This window comes from Stenotrophomonas sp. 05N423 (assembly GCF_056397145.1).
In genome coordinates this window covers 448,235-466,786 of record NZ_JBFTMV010000001.1, presented here as the reverse complement: position 1 = coordinate 466,786, position 18,552 = coordinate 448,235, and the positions used below count along the sequence as shown (strand labels likewise).

The 18,552-nt window shown below is 68.1% G+C and carries 18 protein-coding genes; 9 read left to right on the top strand and 9 right to left on the bottom strand.

Annotated elements, in window-relative coordinates; translation table 11 throughout:
• Positions 1 to 621, bottom strand: a complete 621-nt coding sequence (gene petA, locus AC1DGW_RS02050; protein ID WP_055770034.1) for a ubiquinol-cytochrome c reductase iron-sulfur subunit — start codon at positions 619 to 621, stop codon at positions 1 to 3.
• Between the two features lie 173 nt (positions 622 to 794).
• Positions 795 to 1,709, bottom strand: coding sequence for a lytic transglycosylase domain-containing protein (locus AC1DGW_RS02045; RefSeq protein ID WP_478019012.1), 915 nt, complete (start codon positions 1,707 to 1,709; stop codon positions 795 to 797).
• A gap of 142 nt (positions 1,710 to 1,851) precedes the next feature.
• On the opposite strand from AC1DGW_RS02045, the gene miaB reads away from it, so the two are divergent.
• Entirely contained in the window at positions 1,852 to 3,336 is a 1,485-nt protein-coding gene (gene miaB / locus AC1DGW_RS02040) for a tRNA (N6-isopentenyl adenosine(37)-C2)-methylthiotransferase MiaB (RefSeq protein WP_478019011.1), read from the top strand.
• A 30-nt stretch (positions 3,337 to 3,366) separates the two neighbouring features.
• On the opposite strand, the gene AC1DGW_RS02035 is transcribed toward miaB, so the two are convergent.
• The 3 genes from AC1DGW_RS02035 to AC1DGW_RS02025 are packed head-to-tail and all read right to left on the bottom strand — an operon-like array spanning position 3,367 to position 6,369.
• Positions 3,367 to 4,455, bottom strand: coding sequence for an ABC transporter permease (locus AC1DGW_RS02035; RefSeq protein WP_478019010.1), 1,089 nt, complete (start codon positions 4,453 to 4,455; stop codon positions 3,367 to 3,369).
• Entirely contained in the window at positions 4,452 to 5,408 is a 957-nt protein-coding gene (locus AC1DGW_RS02030) for an ABC transporter ATP-binding protein (RefSeq protein WP_478019009.1), read from the bottom strand. Before AC1DGW_RS02030 ends, AC1DGW_RS02035 begins: the two co-directional genes overlap by 4 nt.
• Positions 5,401 to 6,369 (bottom strand): HlyD family secretion protein, encoded by a 969-nt coding sequence (locus AC1DGW_RS02025; protein WP_478019008.1) that lies wholly within the window; start codon positions 6,367 to 6,369, stop codon positions 5,401 to 5,403. Before AC1DGW_RS02025 ends, AC1DGW_RS02030 begins: the two co-directional genes overlap by 8 nt.
• Before the next feature lie 320 nt (positions 6,370 to 6,689).
• On the opposite strand from AC1DGW_RS02025, the gene AC1DGW_RS02020 reads away from it, so the two are divergent.
• The 8 genes from AC1DGW_RS02020 (at position 6,690) to AC1DGW_RS01985 (ending at position 13,961) form a co-directional block, all read left to right on the top strand.
• Positions 6,690 to 7,676, top strand: coding sequence for a PhoH family protein (locus AC1DGW_RS02020; protein ID WP_478019007.1), 987 nt, complete (start codon positions 6,690 to 6,692; stop codon positions 7,674 to 7,676).
• Positions 7,673 to 8,158: an rRNA maturation RNase YbeY gene (gene ybeY / locus AC1DGW_RS02015; RefSeq protein WP_478019006.1), complete on the top strand. Its 486-nt coding sequence runs from the start codon at positions 7,673 to 7,675 to the stop codon at positions 8,156 to 8,158. The genes AC1DGW_RS02020 and ybeY overlap by 4 nt, the downstream gene beginning before the upstream one ends.
• Before the next feature lie 128 nt (positions 8,159 to 8,286).
• On the top strand, positions 8,287 to 8,763 hold the full coding sequence (locus tag AC1DGW_RS02010; protein ID WP_478019005.1) for a hypothetical protein: 477 nt from the start codon (positions 8,287 to 8,289) through the stop codon (positions 8,761 to 8,763).
• A 33-nt stretch (positions 8,764 to 8,796) separates the two neighbouring features.
• Entirely contained in the window at positions 8,797 to 9,369 is a 573-nt protein-coding gene (locus tag AC1DGW_RS02005; RefSeq protein ID WP_478019004.1) for a hypothetical protein, read from the top strand.
• Between the two features lie 70 nt (positions 9,370 to 9,439).
• The gene (locus AC1DGW_RS02000) at positions 9,440 to 10,318 is read left to right on the top strand and encodes an HlyC/CorC family transporter (protein WP_478019003.1); all 879 of its coding nucleotides are present in this window, start codon (positions 9,440 to 9,442) and stop codon (positions 10,316 to 10,318) included.
• Positions 10,315 to 11,568, top strand: coding sequence for a lipoprotein N-acyltransferase Lnb domain-containing protein (locus AC1DGW_RS01995; protein WP_478019002.1), 1,254 nt, complete (start codon positions 10,315 to 10,317; stop codon positions 11,566 to 11,568). Before AC1DGW_RS02000 ends, AC1DGW_RS01995 begins: the two co-directional genes overlap by 4 nt.
• A gap of 14 nt (positions 11,569 to 11,582) precedes the next feature.
• The gene (locus AC1DGW_RS01990) at positions 11,583 to 12,596 is read left to right on the top strand and encodes a magnesium and cobalt transport protein CorA (RefSeq protein WP_478019001.1); all 1,014 of its coding nucleotides are present in this window, start codon (positions 11,583 to 11,585) and stop codon (positions 12,594 to 12,596) included.
• A gap of 60 nt (positions 12,597 to 12,656) precedes the next feature.
• Positions 12,657 to 13,961 carry a M24 family metallopeptidase gene (locus AC1DGW_RS01985; protein WP_478019000.1) on the top strand — a complete coding sequence of 435 codons (1,305 nt, stop codon included), beginning with the start codon at positions 12,657 to 12,659 and terminating at the stop codon, positions 13,959 to 13,961.
• Positions 13,962 to 14,066: 105 nt separating this feature from the next.
• Here the strand turns inward: AC1DGW_RS01985 and AC1DGW_RS01980 are convergent, their stop codons facing one another.
• The 4 genes from AC1DGW_RS01980 to AC1DGW_RS01965 form a co-directional block, all read right to left on the bottom strand.
• A complete protein-coding gene (locus AC1DGW_RS01980) occupies positions 14,067 to 15,434 on the bottom strand; it encodes an NAD-dependent succinate-semialdehyde dehydrogenase (protein WP_478018999.1) in 1,368 nt (455 codons plus the stop codon).
• A 162-nt stretch (positions 15,435 to 15,596) separates the two neighbouring features.
• On the bottom strand, positions 15,597 to 16,442 hold the full coding sequence (locus tag AC1DGW_RS01975; protein WP_478018998.1) for an ABC transporter permease subunit: 846 nt from the start codon (positions 16,440 to 16,442) through the stop codon (positions 15,597 to 15,599).
• On the bottom strand, positions 16,439 to 17,365 hold the full coding sequence (locus AC1DGW_RS01970; protein ID WP_478018997.1) for an ABC transporter permease subunit: 927 nt from the start codon (positions 17,363 to 17,365) through the stop codon (positions 16,439 to 16,441). The genes AC1DGW_RS01975 and AC1DGW_RS01970 overlap by 4 nt, the downstream gene beginning before the upstream one ends.
• Positions 17,362 to 18,504, bottom strand: coding sequence for an ABC transporter ATP-binding protein (locus AC1DGW_RS01965; protein WP_478018996.1), 1,143 nt, complete (start codon positions 18,502 to 18,504; stop codon positions 17,362 to 17,364). Before AC1DGW_RS01965 ends, AC1DGW_RS01970 begins: the two co-directional genes overlap by 4 nt.
• Positions 18,505 to 18,552: the final 48 nt, after the last annotated feature.

Sequence of the window (18,552 nt, the reverse complement as noted above, 5' to 3'; positions counted from 1 at the left end):
TTATGCCGCCCCCTTAGGATCGACACCGATGACGATGGTGTTGTCGTCGGCGTAATAGTGCGGCGGCACGACCAGGTTGGTCGGCGCCGGCACGCCCTGGAACACGCGTCCGGCCATGTCGAAGCGCGACTTGTGGCAGGGGCAGAAATAGCCGCCCTTCCACTCCGGGTCGTAGGGTTCGGGCTTGATCTCGGCCGCCATTTCCGGCGAGCAGCCCAGATGGGTGCACAGGCCGACGAGCACGGAGATCTCCGGCTTGAGCGAGCGCAGCTCGGGATTGGCCTTGCGCACGTAGTCCGGCTGCTGGTCGGCATTTTCGGACTTGGGATCGCGCAGGCGGCCGTCCAGCGTCGGCAGTGCTTCAAGCACCGCCTTGGAACGCTTGACGATCCAGATCGGCTGACCTCGCCACTCCAGGATCAGGCGCTGCCCCTCCTGCAGCGCGCTGATGTCGGCATTCACCGGTGCGCCGGCCAGCTGGGCCTTGGCACTGGGATTCCATGACTTGATGAAAGGGACTGCTGCGAAACCTGCCCCGACGGCGCCGACCACGGCGGTGGTCGCTGTCAGGAAGCGCCGGCGTCCGGCATTGACTGGATCGTTTACCCCATCGTTGGCCATCCGGCACTCCGATATTGATGTAGGTGGCTTGCGGCTGCCTGCGACCGGTGGAACCGGACCGCTCAGAATCGAATCTCCCCCGAGTTTAGCTGAACGTTCAGCTGCCGCACAACGCGATGAAACACGAGTCCATGACTTTTGTCACGTGCTCCGGGAATAAAGCGGAAAAGCACTCACTGGCGCGAGCCCAGCTCGCCACGATAGCGGTCGGCCAGCTGCGCCACGCGCTTCACGTAGTACTGGGTTTCGTTGTAGGGCGGCACGCCGCCATGACGATCCACCGCACCCTCGCCGGCGTTGTAGCCGGCCGCGGCCAGCGTCAGGTCGCCATTGAAACGGCGCAGCAGCCACGACAGGTACTGCACGCCACCGCGGATGTTCTGCGAGGCGTCGTAGGCGTCGCTCACGCCGAAGCGGCGCGCGGTGGCCGGCATCAACTGCATCAACCCCTGCGCGCCGGCGCGGCTCAGAGCGGTGGGGTTGAACGCCGACTCGGCATGGATCACCGCGCGCACCACGGCCTCTTCGACCCCGAACTCGCGCGCCGCGGCGGCGATCTCGGAGCTGTAGGCCTGCGTATTGAGCCGCACCGTGCCGAAGTTGACTCCCGGGTTCGCGCCGCAGGCATAGCAGCGCTCGATGTAGCTGTAACGGATGGTGCGCACTTCGCCCAGGCTGGCGACCTGCGCCGGCCGGGCGCTGGTGTAGTGGCGCACGCCGTCCTTCATGTACGTATAGACCTGCCCGTTCACCACCCGTTGCGCGCGGCTGGCGCCCGCTGCCGCAGGCGCGGCCGCCACGGCCGGTGCGACGCTGGCCGGCACCCTGGTGGCGACCGGCGGCACGGTGGCAGGAGGGGCTGGCGTGGTCGCGATCGCGGTGGTCGGCCGCTGCTCGGCAGACCGCGCCCGGGTGCCCGATGTCGGGCGGTAGCTGCCCACCACGCTGCAGCTGGCGCCATGGATGCGCTTGCTGACGTAGTTGGAGACGCCGTCGGCGCCGAGACACTTGTACAGGGTGCCCGCACTCGCCGGCACAGCCGCCAGCGAAGCGATCAACAACCCTGCGATCCCCAGTCCGGTCTTCATTGCGGGCGGAAGTGTCCCAGTTCCCGGCGTGAATGCCAACTGCCGTCCCGGGCCGGTACGCCTGCGGCGGCAACCCCGGTACAATCCGCCCCCWGCCGCGACCCCTGGTCGCCTGCCCGCCCACCCGTCTGGAATAAGCGCCATGCCCGGGACGCCAGCCTCCCCTTTGCCGAACACGGCCGTTTCCGCCGTGCCTTCCATTGAAATGAATACCCCCGAATTGATCTCCCTGCCCGGCGTCAGGCCGAAGGCTGCCGGCGACGCGCGCGGCAAGCCCGGCGACGGCTCGCCACCGCGCGGAAAGCTCTACATCAAGACCCACGGCTGCCAGATGAACGAGTACGACTCGGCCAAGATGGCCGACGTACTGGCCGAATACGAAGGGCTGGAGCTGACCGACAACCCCGAGGACGCCGACGTGGTGCTGGTCAACACCTGCTCCATCCGCGAGAAGGCGCAGGAGAAGGTGTTCAGCCAGCTCGGCCGCTGGAAGGAGCTCAAGGCTGGCGGCCGCGATGTCATCATCGGTGTCGGCGGCTGCGTCGCTTCGCAGGAAGGCGAGGCCATCGTCAAGCGCGCCCCCTACGTTGACCTGGTGTTCGGCCCCCAGACCCTGCACCGCCTGCCCGAGCTGATCCGCGCCCGCCGCGAGCAGAACCGGCCGCAGGTGGACATCAGTTTCCCCGAGATCGAGAAGTTCGACCGCCTGCCCGAACCGCGCGCCGAGGGCCCGTCGGCTTTCGTGTCGATCATGGAAGGCTGCTCCAAGTACTGCTCGTTCTGCGTAGTGCCCTACACCCGCGGTACCGAGGTCAGCCGCCCGTTCGAGGACGTGGTGGTCGAATGCGCGCAGCTGGCCGCGCAGGGCGTGCGCGAGATCAACCTGCTCGGGCAGAACGTCAACGCCTACCGTGGGCCGTATGGCGACGGGGAGATCGCCGACCTCGGCCTGCTGATCCGCACCATCGCCGAGATCGATGGCGTCGGCCGCATCCGCTTCACCACCTCGCACCCGCTGGAGTTTTCCGACTCGCTGGTGGACGCCTACCGCGACGTGCCCAAGCTGGCCAACTACCTGCACCTGCCGGTGCAGGCCGGCAGCGACCGCATCCTCAGCGCCATGAAGCGCGGCTACACCGCACTCGAATTCAAGGCAAAGATCCGCAAGCTGCGCGCGGTGCGCCCGGACATCTCGATCAGCTCGGACTTCATCGTCGGCTTCCCCGGCGAGACCGACGCCGATTTCGAGAAGACCATGAAGCTGATCGAGGACGTGGGTTTCGACCAGAGCTTCTCCTTCATCTATTCGCGCCGCCCCGGCACGCCGGCCGCCGACCTGGAGGACACCACCTCCGAGGCCGAGAAGCATGCGCGCCTGTCGCGCCTGCAGGCGCGCATCAACGAACATGCCGCCGGCATCTCGAAGATGATGGTCGGCAGCGTGCAGACCGTGCTGGTCGAAGGCACCTCGCGCAAGGACGACAACGAGCTGACCGGCAAGACCGAGAACATGCGCTCGGTGAACTTCCCGGGTTCGAAGCGGCTGATCGGCCAGTTCGTCGATGTGGTCATCACCGAGGCGCTGAGCAACTCACTGCGCGGGCGCGTGGTGACCGACGCGGCCTGACGGGTAGTGCCGGCCGCTGGCCGGCACCGCTCAATCCAGCCGCTTGCGGAAGCGCAGGATCGCCAGCGCCATCATCGCCAGGCTGAAGCCGGCCAGCGCCAGCGCGTCGGGCCACAGCTCCGCCAGCGTGGCCCCGCGCAGCATCACCCCGCGGATCAGCCGCATGAAATGCGTCAGCGGCAACACCTCGGCCAGCCATTGCGCCGGCCATGGCATGCCGTCGAACGGGAACATGAAGCCGGACAGCAGCATCGACGGCAGGAACAGGAAGAACGTCATCTGCATCGCCTGGAACTGCGACTGCGCGACGGTGGAAATCAGCAGGCCAAGGCTGAGATTGGCGACGATCAGCAGCATCGAGACTGCGTAGACCGGCAGCAACCCGCCAGCGACAGGCACTTCGAACAGCCAGGCGCCGAGCAGCAGGATCAGGCTGGTCTGCACCAGCCCCACGCCGATATAGGGCAACACCTTGCCCAGCATCAACTCGGCGCTGGATACAGGGGTGGTGATCAGCATCTCCAGGTTGCCGCGCTCGCGTTCGCGCACGATGGCCATGGCGGTGAACATCACCAGGGTCATGGTGAGGATCACGCCGATCAACCCCGGCACCACGTTGATCGCCGACTGCCGCTGCGGGTTGTACAGCGGCAGCACGCTGATCCGCGCGCCGGCGCGCGCGGTGGACAGGCGTCCGTCCAGCGGCATCTGCGCCAGCTGGCGCGCCGCGGCCTGCACCGAGGTATCGGCACCGTCCACGATCACCTGCATCACCTCGCGGCCTTCGTCCAGCCGGCGCTCGAAGTCCGGCGGCACCGCGATGCCCACCTCGATCCGCCCGGAACGGATAAGCGCCTGCAGTTCCAGCGGCGTGCGCGCCGCGGCGACCGGCGCGATCACGCCGGTGGAAAGCATGTCCTGCACCAGCGCGCGCGAACCGGCGGTGTCGGCCTGGTCGGCCACCGCCGCCGGCAGGTGGCGCACGTCCAGGTTGATGGCGTAGCCGAACAGCAGCAGCTGCAGCGTGGGGATGCCGATCATCATCGCCAGGGTCATGCGGTCGCGCGCCATCTGCCGCAGTTCCTTGACCATCACCGCGTGGATCTGCGCCAGCTTCATGCGCCTGCCTCTTCCCTGCGATGGGTAGCGGCGACGAATACATCCTCCAGGCTGGGTTCGATGCGCTCCACCTCGGCCTGCAGGCCGCCCCGGCGCAAGGCCGCGGCTACCGCATCGGGATCGCCATGGCCGGGCGCGCACAGCACGCGCAGCTCGTTGCCCACCTGCGCCACCGACAGCACGCCCTCGACCGCATGCAGCCGCTTCTGCGCCTGGCGCAGCGCGCCGCTGCGCACGCCCAGGGTTCTTCCCTGCAACCGGCTGGTCAGTTCGGCGGGGCTGCCATCGGCCACCAGCCGGCCGTGGTCGAGGATCGCGATGCGATGGCAGCGCTCGGCCTCGTCCATGTAGTGCGTGGAGACCAGCAGCGTGGTGCCTGCATCGGCAAGATCGAAGAGCTTTTCCCAGAAATCGCGGCGCGACTCGGGATCGACCGCGCTGGTCGGCTCGTCGAGCAGCAGCAATTGCGGCGCGTGCACCACCGCGCAGGCCAACGCCAGGCGCTGCTTCTGCCCGCCGCTCAGGGTGCCGGCCAGCTGCCGCTGCAGGTCGCCAAGGCCGTAGGCCTGCAGCAGTTCCTCCACCCGCGGCACCCGGCGTGCGCGCGGCAGGCCCTGCACCGTTGCCAGGAACATCAGGTTCTCGCGCACGCTCAGGTCTTCGTACAGCGAGAAGCGCTGGGTCATGTAGCCGATGTGGCGGCGCAGTTCCTCGGCCTGGCGCGGGATCGACAGGCCAAGCACCTCGATCTCGCCCGCGCTCGGAGTGAGCAGACCGCACAGCATGCGGATGGTGGTGGACTTGCCCGACCCGTTGGGACCGAGGAAGCCGTGGACCTGCGCGCGCGGCACGTCCAGGTCGATGCCGTCGACCGCGACGAATCCGCCGAAGCGCTTGCCCAGCGAACGCGCGCGGATCGCCAGCGCGTCCGCCGTGCCGTCCGCCTCATTCATGGGCGGCGTCCGCCAGCCGCACCTGCACCGGCGCGCCGACCGGCTGGCCATTGGCGCTGGCCGGCAACTGCACTTCGGCCAGGTAGCTCAGCCGCCCGGCATCGCTGCCGGACAGCGCGTAGTACGGGGTGAACATCGGCTCGCTGCGGATCATCCGCACCCGTCCCTGATACGCCGTGTCGCTGCCGGCCACCGTCACCGCCAGGGTCTGGCCGATGGCGATGCGCTGGCGCACCGACGCGGGCACGTAGATGCGCGCATAGGGCGCCTCGCCGACCAGCATGATCGCCAGCGTGGCGCCGACCGGCGTCTGGTTGCCGGCCTTGTACGGCAGGCTGTCGATGCGGCCGTCGCGCGGCGCGACAATGTCCAGCCGGTCCAGGTTGACCGCCTGCACCGCCGCATCGGCCTGCGCCGCCCGCACCGCCGCTTCGCCCTGTGCGACCTCCTCCGCGCGCGTGCCGTTGCGCAGTTCCAGCAGCGCCTGCTGCGCGCTGCGTACCTGCGCACGGGCGTCGTCCGCGGCTGCCCGTGCACGGTCGACATCGGCCGCCGCCACCAGCTGCCGGTTGCCCAGCGGCTGCAGCCGCGCGTAATAGGCGCTGGCATCGCGCGCCTGCGCCTGCGCGGCCGCCAGTTGCGCCTGCGCCTGCGCGATCTGCTCCCGGCGCGGGCCGTTGACCAGCTCGCGCAGCGACTGCTCACGCTGGCTGGTCTGCGCCTGCGCGCTCTGCAGCTGCGAGCGGAGGCGTTCGGGTTCGAGCCGCAGCAGGCGCGTGCCGGCATGGACCTGGTCGCCCTCGCGCACGTCCAGCGCGAGGATCCGTTCGGAGGCCGGCGCCGGCAGGCTGATGCGGTCCCACTCCAGCGTGCCCAGCAATGGTTCGGGTTCGCGCCGGCAGCCGACCGCCGCAACGACGATGCCCAGCGCCAATCCCGCCATCCCGATACGCCTGTTCATGTCCCGGCCCTTCCTCATGCCCGACTCTCGTGCCCCTGCGACGCCTGTTCCATGCTGGAAAACGCAGCCATGGCCGCTGTGGCAACCGGCCGCACACGATTATCCATGGCCGCGCCGGAAGCCTGGTGATTTTCTGACCAGCCCGATGCACACGCCGCCATAGCAAGGGGTGCGGCATGATATCCACAGCTTCGCCGCCCCCGCATCCACATCCCCTGTGGAGAACCCGGGCCACCGCATGCGCTGGTGGATGCCCCGCCACGGCGGTACTCTTCCCGGCCCCAGGCATGGCCCCATCCCGCGCCGCAACCGCTGCAGAAATGACCGTCACCACCCAACGCGATTTCACCCTCGACCCGGCCGACAACGAGCGGCTGGCCAATCTCGCCGGTCCCTTCGACGAGAACCTGCGCCAGATCGAACTGCGGCTGGGCGTGCAGATCGCCAACCGCGGCAACGTGTTCCGCGTCAGTGGACCGGGCAGGACCGCCGGCGAGGCCGAGCGCCTGCTCAAGGCGCTCTACGATGAAGCCGTCGATACCCCCCTGGACAGCCATGCCATCCACCTGCTGCTGAGCCGCGCCAACGTCGAACAGGTGGCCGAGCGCGCCTACGAGACACAGGACGTCGCGATCAAGGTCAAGCGCGGCACCGTGCGCGGCCGCGGCCAGAACCAGTCGCGCTACCTGCACCAGATCGCCACCCACGACATCAATTTCGGCATCGGCCCAGCCGGCACCGGCAAGACCTTCCTGGCCGTGGCCATGGCGGTGGAAGCGTTGAACGAATCGCGCGTGCAGCGCCTGATCCTGGTGCGCCCGGCGGTGGAAGCCGGCGAGAAACTGGGCTTCCTGCCCGGCGACCTCACCCAGAAGGTCGACCCCTACCTGCGCCCGCTGTACGACGCGCTGTACGAAATGCTCGGCGTGGAGAAGGTCGCCAAGCTGCTGGAGAAGAACGTCATCGAGATCGCGCCGCTGGCCTATATGCGCGGGCGCACGCTCAACGACGCCTTCGTGATCCTGGACGAGGCGCAGAACACCACCATCGAACAGATGAAGATGTTCCTGACCCGGTTGGGCTTCGGCTCCACCGCGGTGGTCACCGGCGACCTCACACAGACCGACCTGCCCAAGCACGTCAAATCCGGCCTGCGCGATGCCATCGAGGTGCTGCGCGACGTCGAGGGCGTGAGCTTCACTTTCTTTGAATCGCGCGACGTGGTCCGTCACCCGCTGGTGGCGCGTATCGTCAGCGCCTACGACCGCCGCGACCTGCAGCGGGTCAATCCCGGAGCAACCGAATGACCAAGGGTCCGATCCGTCTCGATATCGCCGTCAGCTACGCCCTGCCCCGCGCCGGTCTGCCCGCGGCGGTGAGTTTCCGCCGCTGGGTCGCCGCGGCGTTGGAAGGGCGCATCCGCGAAGCCGACCTCGCCATCCGCGTGGTCGACATCAGGGAAGGCCAGTCCCTGAACCGCCATTACCGCGGCAAGGACTACGCCACCAATGTGCTCAGTTTTCCGGCCGAGATTCCCGAAGGCCTGCCCAAGGGCGTCAAGTTCCCGCTGCTTGGCGACCTGGTGATCTGCGCACCGGTGGTGGCGCGCGAGGCCGATGAGCAGAGCAAGGCGCTCAACGCCCACTACGCGCACATGACCGTGCACGGCGTACTGCACCTGCTCGGCTGGGACCACGAGGACGACAAGGAAGCCGAGGCGATGGAACAGCTCGAACGCGAGATCCTCGCCGAACTGGGCATCGCCGATCCCTACGCCGGCGAGCGCTGACCGCACTTTCGACTACTCGGTTGAAGCAGGCTTCGATTCATCATTCAATGGCGCCACACCCGCCAGCCGAGGCATTCAGGATGAACGACCGCGCGCCGACCCTGCTTCCGCCAGTTTCGCGTCATCGCATGGGAACCCTCCTGCGCATGCTGGTCGGCGCAGTGTTCTGTGTGTCGTTTGCGGCCACCTGCTATCTGTCGCTGTTTGCCCCTGCCTTCGGCGCGCGGATGACTTCCGTGGCGCACCTGCAGATCGTGCTGGGTTGTGCAGGCCTGTGTCTGCTGGTGGCGCCTCTGGGCTGGCGGGTGATCGCCGGCCTGTTCGCCAGACGCCCGGTCGCCGCCATGCCGTTCTTCCGCGCACCCCCCCTCATGCTGGGCATGGCGTTCGCACTGGCGGCCCTGTACTTGTTTCTGGCTCCCGGGTTCTACGCGGCGCTGGGAACATTGACCCTTCATATCGGAACATCAATTGTCCTGCTGGCGCTGCTGGCGGTGGTGAACCTCCTGTTGTTGTGCACACTGCTGGTCACCCCGCTGGTCCTGTTGCTGCGCCTGCTGGGATGGGGCGGCGGCTGGCTGTGGCAGCGACTGGCCATGCACTGATACCTTTCGCATCCATTCGACAGCCCAGCCCACGTGCCCTCGACCCGCCTGTTTCCGCTGCTGCTCGCCGCCGCACTGCCCACCGCCGCACTTGCCGATCCGGTCATCGACCTGTCCGCTTTGATCGAATGCCGGCAGGGCGTGAGCGACTTCACCGCATTGGCGCCCATCGCCGCCGATCCGCTCAAGGCGGTCGCGCTGGGCTGGCGGCCGCTGCCGCAGGGCAACCTGTTCATGAACGAGTACACGCTGAACACGCCGGTGACGGTGTTCGGCCACCCCGCGGACCATATCGCCATGGCCGGTTCCAGCATCATGGCGATCCTGGACCTGGCCGATCCGCGCCCGCTGGCCAGGGCGCTGGAGCTGGAAACCGGCTACGACGCCGATGGCAAATTCATGGCCGGCCGCGAACTGGTCAGCCGCGACGTGAACGACGCCAGGACCGGCGAAGCGCTGATCGAGTCGGTGATCCTGAGCGTGTCCAACGTCAAATCCCACCCCGGCAAGACCCTGGCCGGCTGTACCTACAGCCTGGATCTTCCGGCCGAGAACGAGGCGCCCGCTGCCGCCTCCGGCACCGCCAAGGACACGCCGCCGGCCTGAGCGGCCGGCCGCGGACATCCTGCTAGACTTGCCCTCACCGCCCGGCCCGCCGGGTGCCCTGATCGAAGAGATGTCCGAAGACGACAGTAGTACCGCCCCGGAGCAGGGCGAAAAGAAGCGCGGCTGGCTCGAACGCCTGAGCGCGGCCTTCTCCGGCGAACCCCATACCCGCGACGAACTGGTGGCCGTGCTGCAGACGGCCGAGCAGGACGGCCTGATCGCCGCCGACACCCTGCGCATGATGGAAGGCGCCATCTCGGTGGCCGAACTGACCGTCGGCGACGTCATGATCCCGCGCTCGCAGATGGTGTCCCTGCCGGTCGAGCAGCCCTTCCTGGAATTGATGAAGCAGGTGGTCGAATCCGGCCATTCGCGCTTCCCCGTGCACGGCGAGAACAAGGACGACGTGCTCGGCATCCTGCTGGCCAAGGACCTGCTGCGCGGCGTGGTCGCCGACAACAGCCACGCCACCATCCGCGAACTGCTGCGCCCGGCGGTGCTGATCCCCGAGTCCAAGAAGCTCAACGTGCTGCTCAAGGAGTTCCGGCTCTCGCGCAACCACATGGCGATCGTGGTCGACGAATACGGCGGCGTGGCCGGGCTGGTCACCATCGAGGACGTGCTGGAGCAGATCGTCGGCCAGATCGACGACGAGCACGACGAAGCCGAGGACCACACCGCGCAGATCGCCATCCAGGCCGATGGCCGCTATGTGGTCGATGCGCTGACCGCGATCGAGGATTTCAACGAAAGCTTCGGCGCGGATTTCTCCGACGACGACTACGACACCATCGGCGGGCTGGTCACCGAGGCCATCGGCCACCTGCCCGAGATCGGCGACGAACTCACCCTGGACCGCTTCGTGTTCCGCGTCGCGCGCGCCAACGCGCGGCGGGTGCAGGCCTTCCACGTCACCGTGCTGCCCCCCGACTCACAGGACGAAGCTTGATCGCCCCGCGTCTTTCCCGGCTGCTGCGCCCGGCCCTCCCGTTCGCACGCCTGCTGGCATGCGCGCTGCTGTGCCTGCTGGCGGCCGGCACGGCCCAGGCCGCGGCATCGCCCACCGACGATGGCGCACCCCGTGCGCCGCGCATCGGCGTGGTGACGATGCTGCCGGGCGAGGTCTTCTTCGAGCGTTTCGGCCATGACGCACTGGTCGTGGCCGATCCCGACGGCGGCCCGGCCATCTCCTACAACTTCGGTTTCTTCGACCCGTCCGAGCCGGACTTCATCGGCAACTTCGTGCGCGGGCGGATGATGTACTACCTCGTCGCGCTGCCGCTGGACGAAGATCTCGCGCAGTACCGCGACGCCGGGCGCGGCGCTTCCATCCAGTGGCTGGACCTGCCGCCACGACAGGCGCGGGCGCTGGCCGACGACCTCGCCGAGCGCTCCCGGCCGGAGAACGCGCGCTACCGCTACGACTACTTCACCGCCAACTGCTCGACGATGGTGCGCGACGCGCTCGACCGCGCCATGGGCGGCAGCCTGCAGTCACAACTGGCCGGGCGTTCGCGCGGCAATTCCTACCGCAGCGAAGCGGTGCGGCTGGCCTCGCCGTCGCCGTGGATGTGGCTGGGCTTCGACGTCGGTCTTGGCCCTTGGGCCGACCAGCCGTTGTCGCGCTGGCAGGAAGCCTTCGTGCCGATGCGGCTGGCCGACGGCCTGCGCGAGGCCCGCAACAGCGCGGGGCGCCCGCTGGTGCAATCCGAACAGGAACTGCTGCCGCAGCGGCTGGCGCCGGAACCGGCCGAACACGACCGTGCGTGGTGGCCATGGCTGCTGACCGGCCTGGCGCTGGCCGGCGGGGTCTTCGTCGCACGCCGTCATCGCCGCGCGCTTGGCGGTGTCGCCCTGCCCTTCTGGCTGTTCTGCGGCCTGGCGGGCCTGCTGCTCGCCTACCTGTGGGGCTGGAGCGAACACCGTGCCGCCTGGGGCAACCGCAACCTGCTGCTGCTCAGCCCGCTGGCGCTGGCCCTGCTGCCGGGCGCATGGCAACTGCTGCGCGGGCGCACGCCCGGCCGCGCGTTCGCCTGGCTGCTGTGGACGGTGGCCGCCATCGCCACGCTGTCGCTGCCGCTGCACTGGCTGTCGCTGCAGGCCCAGTTCAACATGCAGTGGATCGTGCTGCTGCTGCCGATCCACCTGGCGCTGGCGCTGGTACTGGGCCGCCGCGGCTTGGCGGCCACTCCGCGCTGAGGCACGATGCGGCCATGGACGTCGGCAATTCTCCCGCGGCAGCGCCCGCCAACCCGCCCTGTGTCATCAACTGCACCTGGTATGGCGAGGACGGTACGCTGCGCAATCTCCCGCTGGATTCGATCAGCGACGCGCTCGAAGCCAGCGACAAGGGCTTCGTCTGGGTCGGTCTGTACGAACCCGACGATGCCGTGCTGGAAAAGGTGCAGGCCGAGTTCGGCCTGCACGACCTGGCCATCGAGGACACGCGCAAGGCGCACCAGCGGCCCAAGGTGGAAACCTATGGCAATTCCCTGTTCGTGGTGGTGCACACCGCGCAGGTGGTCGAGGAGCGCATCCGTTACGGCGAGACCCATGCCTTCCTCGGCCCACGCTATCTGGTGACGGTGCGCCACGGCGCCTCGCTGTCGTATGCGCCGGTGCGCGCGCGGCTGGAGCGCGAACACGACCTGGTGGCGCTGGGCCCGTCGTTCTGCCTATATGCGGTGCTCGACGCGGTGGTGGACAACTACCTGCCGATCACCGACAGCTTCCGCGACACGCTGGATTCGCTGGAGAAGGACATCTTCGCCGAGAACTACCGGCGCCGTACCGTCATCCGCCTGTACGACCTCAAGCGCGAGCTCAACAAGATGCGCCTGGCGGTCACACCGCTGCAGGACGCGCTGTCGCAGCTGCAGCGCAACCCGGCGCAACTGCTCAACGACGAGGCGCGGCTGTACCTGCGCGACGTGCAGGACCATGCCGCGCGGGTCAACGACGCCATCGACACCCTGCGCGAGATGCTCGGCACCGCGCTGAGCGTGAACCTGTCGCTGGTCACCCTGGCGCAGGGCGAGACGGTCAAGCGGCTCGGCGCCTGGGCGGCGCTGCTGGCCGCGCCGACCCTGATCACCAGCTGGTACGGCATGAACTTCAAGGGCATGCCCGAACTGGACGACCGCTATGGCTACCCGCTGCTGATCGTCATCGTCGGCACCGTCTGCTGGGTGCTGTACCGGCTGTTCAAGCGCTCGGGCTGGCTGTAGGCCCGCGCCGCCGCGGCTGCCCGCGGCCACCCAACCCATCACTGCTTTCCAGGGGATTTCATGCAGAACGACACCGTCCTCGACAACCGCCGCCGGCTTTTCCTGCGCAGTTCGCTGGCCGCCAGTGCCGCGGCACTGCCCCTGCTCGGCCAGGCCGGCACCGCGCTGGCCGCCGATGAAGGCGGCAATGGCCCGGCGCTGCCCGACTCCATCCGCGCGCTCACGCCGGTCGCGCATCGGGTGGTGCCGATCGGCGCCGACGAGCGCAGGCAGCGCCTGGCACGGGCGCAGCAATTGATGGACGAACACGGGATCAACGCGGTGTTCATCGGCGCGGGCACCTCGCTGACCTATTTCACCGGCATGCACTGGTGGAACAGCGAGCGCCTGACCGGCGTGATCCTGCCGCGCTCGGGCGAACCGGTCTACGTCACGCCCGAATTCGAGCGCGGCCGCACGCTGGAGCAGATCAAGCTCGGCAACGATGTGCGCGGCTGGCAGGAAGACGAGGACCCCTACGCGCTGGTCGCGCAGGTGCTGCGCGGTTTCGGCGCCGCCAACGGCACGGTCGGCATCGAGGAAACGGTGCCGTTCTTCCGCAGCAAGGGCATCATGGACGCACTGCCCCACGCCACCTTCGTCGACGCCTGGCCGGTCACCGCCGGCTGCCGGCGCATCAAGAGCCCGGCGGAACTGGCACTGATGCGCCTGGCCAACCAGACCACGCTGGCGGTGTACGAGGCCGTGTGGAAGGCACTGGCGCCGGGCATGACCGAGGACGACATCGCCGGACTGGTGGCCCTTGCCTATGCGCGCACCGGCCTGCGCGGCAGCGCCGACGTCAACATCGGCAAATACACCGCCTCGCCGCATGGTTCGGACGCACCGCAACGGCTCACCGAAGGCACGCCGGTCATCTTCGACGGCGGCTGCAGGGCCGACGGCTACACCAGCGACATCACCCGCACCGTGGTGCTGGGCAAGGCCGGCGACGACATCCGCCGCGTCTTCGACATCGTGCTGAAGGCCCAGACCAGCGCATTGAAGGCCGCCCGCCCGGGCGTGGCGATGGAAGCGCTGGACGCCGCCGCGCGCAAGGTCATCGTCGATGCCGGCTACGGCCCGGACTACACCTATTTCAGCCACCGCCTCGGCCACGGCATCGGCATGGACATGCACGAGTGGGATTACCTGGTCCGCGGCAACAAGCACCTGCTCGAACCTGGCATGACCTTCAGCGACGAACCCGGCATCTACATCCCGGAGAAGTTCGGCGTGCGCCTGGAGGACATCCTGCACATCACCGCCGACGGCGCCGAGTTGTTGACGCCGCAGAGCCCGTCGATCGACCACCCGTTCGGCTGAGCGGGAATGCGGGGCTCGCCCCGCATGTGGCTTCACCGGCAAATCTCCGGCATGGGGCAAGGCCCCAACCTGCGTGACGTCCTGCAACCCGCAGGAGCGGAAGCGTCAAGCCACGTAGATGGTCTTGATGTTGGTGAACTCGCGGATGCCATGCTCGGCCAGTTCGCGGCCGAAGCCCGAGCGTTTGGTGCCGCCGAACGGCAGCCGCACATCGCTCTTCACCACCGAATTGACGAAGGCCGCACCGCACTGCAGCTGCGCGGCGACCCGCTCGCCGCGCGCGGTGTCGCGCGTCCACACGCTGCCGCCCAGACCGAAGGCCGTATCGTTGGCCACGCGCACCGCTTCGGCCTCGTCTTTCACCCGCAGGATCGCCGCCACCGGGCCGAACAGCTCTTCCTCGTACGCCGACATGCCCGGCGCCACGTGGTCGAGGATCGACGCCGGGTAACCGGCATGGCTGCCGGCCAGCGGCTCGCAGCCCAGCAGCGCCCTGGCGCCCTTGTCGATGCTCTCGCGCACCTGCCGGTGCAGGCCGTCGCGCAGGTCGGCGCGCGCCATCGGCGCCAGCGTGGTGGCTTCGTCCTGCGGATCGCCATATACCCGCGCCTTCGCCGCTTCGACGAAGCGCCGCACGAAGGCATCGGCGATGGCTTCCACCAGCACGAAGCGCTTGGCGGCGATGCAGGTCTGCCCGGCGTTGTCGAAACGCGACTTCACCGCCGCGGCGACGGCAGCGTCCAGGTCGGCATCATCCAGCACCACGAAGGCGTCGCTGCCGCCCAGCTCCATCACGCACTTCTTCAACTGGTCGCCGGCGTTGGCGGCGATGGAGCGCCCGGCGCGTTCGCTGCCGGTCAGCGTGACCGCCTTGACCCTGCGGTCGCGCAGCACCCCGGCAGCCTGGTCGTTGTCGATGTGCAGCACGTCGAACACGCCGGCCGGCACGCCGGCATCGGCCAGCACCGCGGCGATCAGGTCGGCGCAGTCAGGCACGTTGCTGGCGTGCTTGAGCAGGGCCACGTTGCCGGCCATCAGCGACGGCGCGAGGAAGCGGAACACCTGCCACACCGGGAAATTCCACGGCATCACCGCCAGCACGCAGCCGATCGGCTGGTAGACGACATGGCTGCGCCGCGCCTCGGTCGGGATCGGCTGCGGCGCGAGGTAAGCAGCGGCATGGTCGGCGTAGTACTCGCAGGCCGCCGCGCTCTTTTCGATCTCGGCCAGCGCCTCACGGCGCAGCTTGCCCATTTCGGCCGTCATCGCGTGCTGGATGTCGCTGCTGCGCGCACGCAGCCCCGCGGCCACCTTGCGCAGCAGGGCGCCGCGCTGCTCCAGCGCCAGGCCCGACCACGCCGGGAACGCCGCCTCGGCAGCGGCCAGCCGCTGCTCGACGGCAACGGCGCTCATCAGCTCGACCGTGCGCAGGGCGCGGCCGTCGAAAGGGTTGATGGTCTGGTATGAAGCCATGGCACTGCACCTGCATCCAACGGAGGCAGACAGAGTAGCGCTGGCGATGTTGCGTTCGCGTCGACCAGGTCCGTGCCGGGCAAGCCCGGCGCCTGCAAAGCAGGATCGCCGCAGCCATCTTGGATGCGGGGCTGCCTGCCCCGCATGAGGTCCCGACGCCCCTCAGCCGTTGTCCTGCAGCGCCAGCTGCATGTCGCGCTGGCGCCGCTTTTCGGCGCGCGCCGAGATCCACCAGCCGACGAAGGCCACGGTCGATACCGCCAGCACCAGCAGGGTGGCCAGCGCGTTGATCTTGGGGCTCACGCCCATGCGCACCGAGGCGAAGATCTTCATCGGCAGCGTGGTCGAACTGGGACCGGCGACGAAGCTGGCGATCACCACGTCGTCCAGCGACAGGGTGAAGGCCAGCAGCCAGCCGGACAGCAGCGCCGGGGCGATGATCGGCAGGGTGATCAGGAAGAACACCTTGAGCCGGTTGGCGCCCAGGTCCATCGCCGCCTCCTCCAGCGAGCGGTCCAGCTCCTGCAGGCGCGAGGACACCACCACGGTCACGAAGGAAATGGTGAAGGTGACGTGCGCCATCCAGATCGCCACCACGCCCTTTGACGGCAGCCCGAACAGGCCGCCCATCGACACCAGCATCAGCAGGATCGACAGGCCGATGATCACTTCCGGCATCACCAGCGGCGCGGTCACCAGCGCGCCGAACACGGTCTTGCCGGGGAAGCGCTTGAAGCGGGTCATCGCCATCGCCGCCATGGTACCGAGCACCATCGACGCGCTCGCGGTCCAGAACGCGACCTTGAGGCTGACCCAGGCCGCGTCCAGCAGCTGCCGGTCGCGGAACAGCTCGCCGTACCACTGCGTGGAGAAGCCCGCCCATACCGTCGCCAGCCGCGAGGAATTGAACGAGTACAGCACCAGCAGCAGGATCGGCAGGTACAGGAAGGCGAAGCCGGACAGCAGCACGCTCCAGCCCAGCCAGCGTTGGCCGCGGACCATGCTCATGCCAGCTTTCCTTCCAGCTCGCGCTGCTGGGAGCGGTTGAAGATGATGATCGGGACCAGCAGCAGGACCAGCATCACGATCGCCACCGCCGAGGCCAGCGGCCAGTCGCGGTTGTTGAAGAACTCGCCCCACAGCACGCGGCCGATCATCAGCGTGTCCGGGCCGCCGAGCATTTCCGGAATGACGAACTCGCCCACCGCCGGGATCATCACCAGCATGCAGCCGGCAACGATGCCGCTGCGCGACAGCGGCAGGGTGATGCGCGCGAACGCCTGCCACGGCCTGGCGCCGAGGTCGTAGGCCGCCTCCAGCAGGCGATGGTCGAGCTTGACCAGGTTGGCGTACAGCGGCAGCACCATGAACGGCAGGTAGCAGTAGACGATGCCGATATAGGCCGCCAGCGGGGTATAGAGGATGCGCAGCGGTTCGTCGATCAGGCCCATGCCCATCAGGGTGCGGTTGATCAGGCCGTTGCTGTCGAGAATGCCGATCCACGCATAGACGCGGATCAGGAACGAGGTCCACGATGGCAGCACCACCAGCATCATCGCGATGTTGCGCGCCGACGGCGACATGCGCGAGATAACGTAGGCCATCGGATAGCCGATCAGCAGCGTCAGCAGCGTGGAGATCAGCGCTATCTTTATCGAGCTCAGGTAGGCGACCACGTACTGGCTGTCGGCGAACAGCTGGGTGTAATTGCCGAGGTTGAGGTTGACGCTGAAAGCGTTGTCCACGTATTCGACGATGGCCGTGTACGGCGGCATCGCCACCGCCATCTTCGCGAACGAGATCTTCAGCACGATCAGGAACGGGATCGCGAAGAACAGCAGCAGCCACAGGTAGGGCACGCCGATCACGCCGGCGCGGGTGCCCGGCAGCCAGCGCCGCCAACCCACCAGGTCCGGCTCGCGCGCGCTCATGAGGTCAGCACCACGCCGTCGTTGTCGTCCCAGGACACCCATACTTCGTCGTTCCAGGTGATGCCGTCGCTGTCCCAGCGCTTCATGTTGGCGAAGTTGGACAGGATCTTGGCGCCGCTGGGCAGGCGCACGTGGTACACGGAATGGCTGCCGAAATAGGCGATGTCCTCGACCACGCCACGCGCTTTGTTGCTCTCGCCCTCGGGTTCGTCCTTGGCGATGTGCACCTTCTCCGGACGCAGCGCGAACGCCACCGGCTGCCCTTCGTAGCCGGTGATGCCGTGACCGACGTAGATCGGCGCGGGGAAATCGGCGGTGCGCACGGTGACGTATTCGGGCAGGTCCTCGTCGATCACGCCCTCGAACAGGTTCACCGAACCAATGAAGCTGGCGACGAAGCGGTTGGCCGGCTGCTCGTAGATGTCGTCCGGCTTGCCGATCTGCTGGATCCAGCCCTGGTCCATCACCGCGATGCGGGTGGCCATGGTCATCGCCTCTTCCTGGTCGTGGGTGACCATCACGCAGGTCACGCCGAGCTGTTCGATGATGTTGACCAGTTCCAGCTGCATCTTCGAGCGCAGTTTTTTGTCCAGCGCGCCCATCGGTTCGTCCAGCAGCAGCAGCTTCGGGCTCTTGGCCAGCGAGCGCGCCAGCGCAACGCGCTGCTGCTGGCCGCCGGAGAGCTGGTGCGGCTTGCGCTTGCCCAGTTTCTCCAGCTGCACCAGTTCCAGCATCTCGCCGACGCGGCGGGCGATGGCATCTTTGGCCATCCCGTCCTGCTTCAGGCCGAAGGCGATGTTCTGCTCCACCGTCATGTGCGGGAACAGCGCATAGGACTGGAACATCATGTTGATCGGCCGCTCGTAGGGCGGCAGCGCGTTGATCTCCTGCCCGTCGAGCAGGATCCTGCCGCGGGTCGGCGTCTCGAAACCGGCCAGGCAGCGCAGCAGCGTGGACTTGCCGCTGCCCGAGCCGCCCAGCAGCGCGAAGATCTCGCCCTTGCGCACGTCCAGGTTGACGTCGTCGACCGCGACGAAGCCGTCGAACTCCTTGCGCAGGTCGCGGATGGACAGGTAGCCGGGTTCGCTGTTCAGGGCGATGGCGTCGGGCCGGACGTCGGTCTTGGCATCAACGGGCATGAAGGATTCCGGGTGCGGGCGGGACGGGCAAACGCGCGTAGTGTAGTC

Excerpts from the sequence above, each read along its gene's own strand:
- AC1DGW_RS01965 (WP_478018996.1), bottom strand. The coding sequence starts at position 18,504 with ATGCCCGTTGATGCCAAGACCGACGTCCGGCCCGACGCCATCGCCCTG.
- miaB (WP_478019011.1), top strand. The coding sequence starts at position 1,852 with ATGCCCGGGACGCCAGCCTCCCCTTTGCCGAACACGGCCGTTTCCGCC.
- AC1DGW_RS01980 (WP_478018999.1), bottom strand. The coding sequence starts at position 15,434 with ATGGCTTCATACCAGACCATCAACCCTTTCGACGGCCGCGCCCTGCGC.
- AC1DGW_RS02010 (WP_478019005.1), top strand. The coding sequence starts at position 8,287 with ATGGGAACCCTCCTGCGCATGCTGGTCGGCGCAGTGTTCTGTGTGTCG.
- AC1DGW_RS01990 (WP_478019001.1), top strand. The coding sequence starts at position 11,583 with ATGGACGTCGGCAATTCTCCCGCGGCAGCGCCCGCCAACCCGCCCTGT.
- AC1DGW_RS02045 (WP_478019012.1), bottom strand. The coding sequence starts at position 1,709 with ATGAAGACCGGACTGGGGATCGCAGGGTTGTTGATCGCTTCGCTGGCG.
- AC1DGW_RS02020 (WP_478019007.1), top strand. The coding sequence starts at position 6,690 with ATGACCGTCACCACCCAACGCGATTTCACCCTCGACCCGGCCGACAAC.
- AC1DGW_RS01970 (WP_478018997.1), bottom strand. The coding sequence starts at position 17,365 with ATGAGCGCGCGCGAGCCGGACCTGGTGGGTTGGCGGCGCTGGCTGCCG.
- ybeY (WP_478019006.1), top strand. The coding sequence starts at position 7,673 with ATGACCAAGGGTCCGATCCGTCTCGATATCGCCGTCAGCTACGCCCTG.
- AC1DGW_RS02035 (WP_478019010.1), bottom strand. The coding sequence starts at position 4,455 with ATGAAGCTGGCGCAGATCCACGCGGTGATGGTCAAGGAACTGCGGCAG.
- AC1DGW_RS01985 (WP_478019000.1), top strand. The coding sequence starts at position 12,657 with ATGCAGAACGACACCGTCCTCGACAACCGCCGCCGGCTTTTCCTGCGC.
- AC1DGW_RS02000 (WP_478019003.1), top strand. The coding sequence starts at position 9,440 with ATGTCCGAAGACGACAGTAGTACCGCCCCGGAGCAGGGCGAAAAGAAG.
- AC1DGW_RS02025 (WP_478019008.1), bottom strand. The coding sequence starts at position 6,369 with ATGAACAGGCGTATCGGGATGGCGGGATTGGCGCTGGGCATCGTCGTT.
- petA (WP_055770034.1), bottom strand. The coding sequence starts at position 621 with ATGGCCAACGATGGGGTAAACGATCCAGTCAATGCCGGACGCCGGCGC.
- AC1DGW_RS02030 (WP_478019009.1), bottom strand. The coding sequence starts at position 5,408 with ATGAATGAGGCGGACGGCACGGCGGACGCGCTGGCGATCCGCGCGCGT.
- AC1DGW_RS01975 (WP_478018998.1), bottom strand. The coding sequence starts at position 16,442 with ATGAGCATGGTCCGCGGCCAACGCTGGCTGGGCTGGAGCGTGCTGCTG.